Origin of the sequence: Enterovibrio nigricans DSM 22720, assembly GCF_900167155.1 — a bacterium.
In the GTDB taxonomy this organism is placed as follows: domain Bacteria; phylum Pseudomonadota; class Gammaproteobacteria; order Enterobacterales; family Vibrionaceae; genus Enterovibrio; species Enterovibrio nigricans.
Map to the genome: position 1 here is coordinate 1 of NZ_FUXU01000171.1, position 3,219 is coordinate 3,219.

General features: G+C 40.5%; 3 protein-coding genes. All 3 read left to right on the forward strand.

Going from position 1 to position 3,219, the window contains the following annotated elements; genetic code table 11:
- Window positions 1-799: 799 nt before the first annotated feature.
- The 3 genes from B5D35_RS23200 (at window position 800) to B5D35_RS23215 (ending at window position 2,613) form a co-directional block, all read left to right on the forward strand.
- On the forward strand, window positions 800-1,060 hold the full coding sequence (locus B5D35_RS23200; protein ID WP_244556727.1) for a helix-turn-helix domain-containing protein: 261 nt from the start codon (window positions 800-802) through the stop codon (window positions 1,058-1,060).
- 894 nt (window positions 1,061-1,954) lie between these two features.
- Window positions 1,955-2,263 carry a type II toxin-antitoxin system RelE/ParE family toxin gene (locus B5D35_RS23210; protein WP_078754766.1) on the forward strand — a complete coding sequence of 103 codons (309 nt, stop codon included), beginning with the start codon at window positions 1,955-1,957 and terminating at the stop codon, window positions 2,261-2,263.
- 50 nt (window positions 2,264-2,313) lie between these two features.
- Window positions 2,314-2,613, forward strand: coding sequence for a HigA family addiction module antitoxin (locus B5D35_RS23215; RefSeq protein WP_078754767.1), 300 nt, complete (start codon window positions 2,314-2,316; stop codon window positions 2,611-2,613).
- The last annotated feature ends 606 nt before the right edge of the window (window positions 2,614-3,219 follow it).

The following is a 3,219-nucleotide window of genomic DNA, read 5'->3' on the forward strand; positions in this document are numbered from 1 at the left end:
GGATAACCTAGGGTCTCAGCGGCCTTCTACTAACTTTGCAACGGAGCCATAATAACACTCCCCTTTAAAACAAGAAAACGACCTAAGCACTCCCCTTTTAGATCACAAAATCGACATTTACTGTGTAGTAATTAGCCGATTGGCTACGATCGAGGCTAAATAACAAAGCAATATATCTTGTTGATATTTCGCTAAACAGGGAGGGCCATGATAAGTACATGTGCCCACTCAGGACATTTACTCCCCTTTATTGGGACAATCCCTCCCCCTTCCATCGGACAATCACTCCCCTTTATCGGACAATCACTCCCCTTCACCGGATTATTACTCCCCTTTATCGGACATTTACTCCCTCTCATTACTTGTAACCTGTTGATTTAAAAAGACCTGAAAACGCAAGTTTTAAAGATCTAAAAGGTTAAAGTATTAAAAGTATAAAGTTTATTAAAGTTAAAAGTAAATAAAAAAAGTCTTTAATAGTTAGGCCGTTAGCATCGAGTTAAAGAGAATGTGGATAAGTCTTCGACTTATCACACAGTCTCTATCGTGCTTTATCATCGAGTTAAGTTTCGCGCTCCGCGCCCAAGTTTTTTTTTGTTTTTATTTTAAAGAGCAAAAGCAAAGATAGGATAAACAACATAGATAACAATGAGTTATATTTATACCTATCAATAAGCGATTGCAGCTTACAGACGATGAAATAACCACAGCCTATAAAAAAGCTCGCTCGATCAGTGAAATGAGCGAACTGTTAGGCGTCTCTTACCCCACGGCGCAAAAGTGGTTAAGTGAACTGAACATGACAAAAAGACCAGTCGGCTACAATGCACCGGCTTTATCGATCACTGGCTTACAATGCCGCCACGCTAGGGAATACCTCGGTTTAACAAGGGACGACTTTTGCGATAAATCAGGGGTCGGTAAAACGACATTAAGAGAGTTTGAAAATGGAAAATCGCTTATACGGCGAGAAACAGAAGCCAAGATATTAGCTCGGTTTTGCAGCTACGGGATCAGTTTTGAGTCAGGACTTTTTGTAGACCTGGGGAACGTTAAGTGAGAGACAATGCAGATCAAAAACCTGAAGGGGTATCGTCAACAAAAACACCACTGTTGATTGGCATACTTATCATTGTTCTAACGGTTTTATCGACTCTCGACGCAAGCGGTATCAGCACAAAAAGCCCACTGAGCACGTTATCACCATTTATAACAAAACCAGTAATCGCAGGAATAGGCTTCTCTTTAATCGCGCATAGCTTATGCCCTGACTCTAAATTCGGACGCGCAGGAGGCAGAGTTTGGCAATTGATCAAGTGGGTTAAAAAGCAGAACAAAAACTGACATCAATGAGAGTCAGACAAACAGATTAAGTGGGGGAATTTCTGCGTTTACACATGTGTAAAAATGGACAAAGAGTCAAAAAGGGCCGCATAAGCGGCCCTTTCCTCCTTAGTTAGAGTGGAAGCACAGCAACAAAAGCTGTAGCAGACAGTAACACGAACGATAGTTGTAGCATCATCGGTACTGTTTTTAGCTCCGCTACGAGCTTAGTCATTGATTCCAATATCTCTTTTAGTTGTTTCATTATATAAATGATTCAGGTTTATCACGCCAAAGGCGCTTTATTTCATTGGGGATTTTTGTCTTTCAGCTCTCCTTTGAAAAAGGTAATAACTTTTTTCCGTTCTCCAAATTTTTTTTCAGAGTGTAAAAGGGGTAGTGTCAGTGCGGCGAATTTGATCGATGGGCTTGCTTTTCTTTCACAGGGTGTGTAGTGTTACGTTATGGGTTACAGATTATCACGTGGAAGAACTGGAATAATCAGCACCGGATAGCGTAGACCGCCAGAATTGACCAAGCCTATAAAGGCATCAGAAATATGAATGAAGGAATAACACCATGAATAATAACAAATTAGTGTTAGTTGAAAATATTCAGGAGGTCTCCAAGCATGGCGATCAAGAGTTTTGCGCACAAAGGACTAGAAAAGTTCTACTATAACGGTACGACAGTTGGCATTAACCCTAAGCACGAAAAGAAACTAGCTCGTATTCTGGATGCGATAGACGCATCTCATCACCCAGTTGATTTAAAGAACATTTTTCAACATAGGTTCGGTGAAAAAAAAGGGGCTGGTAATGGTGTTTATAGTATCGAGGTCAACGGTAATTGGAGAATCACCTTCGAAATAAAGGACGATGGTGCAGTTTTCTTAGATTACTTGGATTATCACGGTAAAAGCATTGTTGCTCGCTCTTAAAGATCATCGATAACTCTATCTAGAGTATCAGTGATTTATGGAGTAATAACATGAAATTAAATAGAAAACCAACTCACCCTGGAGAGTTCTTTAAAGAAGAAATTCTAGAAGAGAGGGGGATTTCTGTTACATCTGCTGCGCAATCACTAGGCGTAACTAGGAAATCATTGAGTGTATTCATTAACGGTCACTCGAAGTGCTCTCATGCAATGGCGCGTAGACTTGCTGAGGCAACTGGTACTGGTGTGGCCTTTTGGATCAATATGCAAGCAAAGTTGGATACTTGGGAAGCGGAGAACATGATACTTGAAAGTGAAGTATTACCGCTGTCAGTCGCCAGAGTAATGTAATTAAAAGACCCCCTATATGAAGTGACCCCCAATAGTTGGACAACCAATTATTGGGGGTCTTTTTTGTTGATATTCGCTCGGTCACTTTACCCAAATATAGTATTGGCTATGTTTACATACCCGTGCTGGTTGGTATGCTTGGAAACATCAGATAGGGAACGTTCGTAAAATTCTTTGGTTTTTCAAGCGAAAGCGGAATGTGTCAAGACTTGAAGAAGAAGAGGCTAGACATTACCGTATTTCTCCTTGTCGAAAAGAGAACAAGCCCGAAATCCTCCACAGATTTACAGGCTTGTAGGTGTTAGAAAATTTGTCCATACAGACAAAACTTCTTACTTTAACACTATGAAGTTTAGGGTTTGTGATGAGACGAATCAACCATTGAAGGTGAATTGTGCTCAAACGTAATGCAATACTAATCGTGAAAACTCTAGGGTCTATTTGTTTAAGAGTCTTGAGTGTGGCGATTTGGGATTTAATAAAAGACCATTTCCCACAATAGATCTAATCTCATCTGGCGACATGGATTGTCGCCAACACTACTTCCGGCTCCGTTGCAAAGTTAGTAGAAGGCCGCTGAGACCCTAGGTTATCCTGAGTTAAAAA

Bases quoted from the DNA above. Each gene is read 5' to 3' on its own strand.
- B5D35_RS23200 (WP_244556727.1), top strand. From the start codon at position 800: ATGACAAAAAGACCAGTCGGCTACAATGCACCGGCTTTATCGATCACT.
- B5D35_RS23210 (WP_078754766.1), top strand. From the start codon at position 1,955: ATGGCGATCAAGAGTTTTGCGCACAAAGGACTAGAAAAGTTCTACTAT.
- B5D35_RS23215 (WP_078754767.1), top strand. From the start codon at position 2,314: ATGAAATTAAATAGAAAACCAACTCACCCTGGAGAGTTCTTTAAAGAA.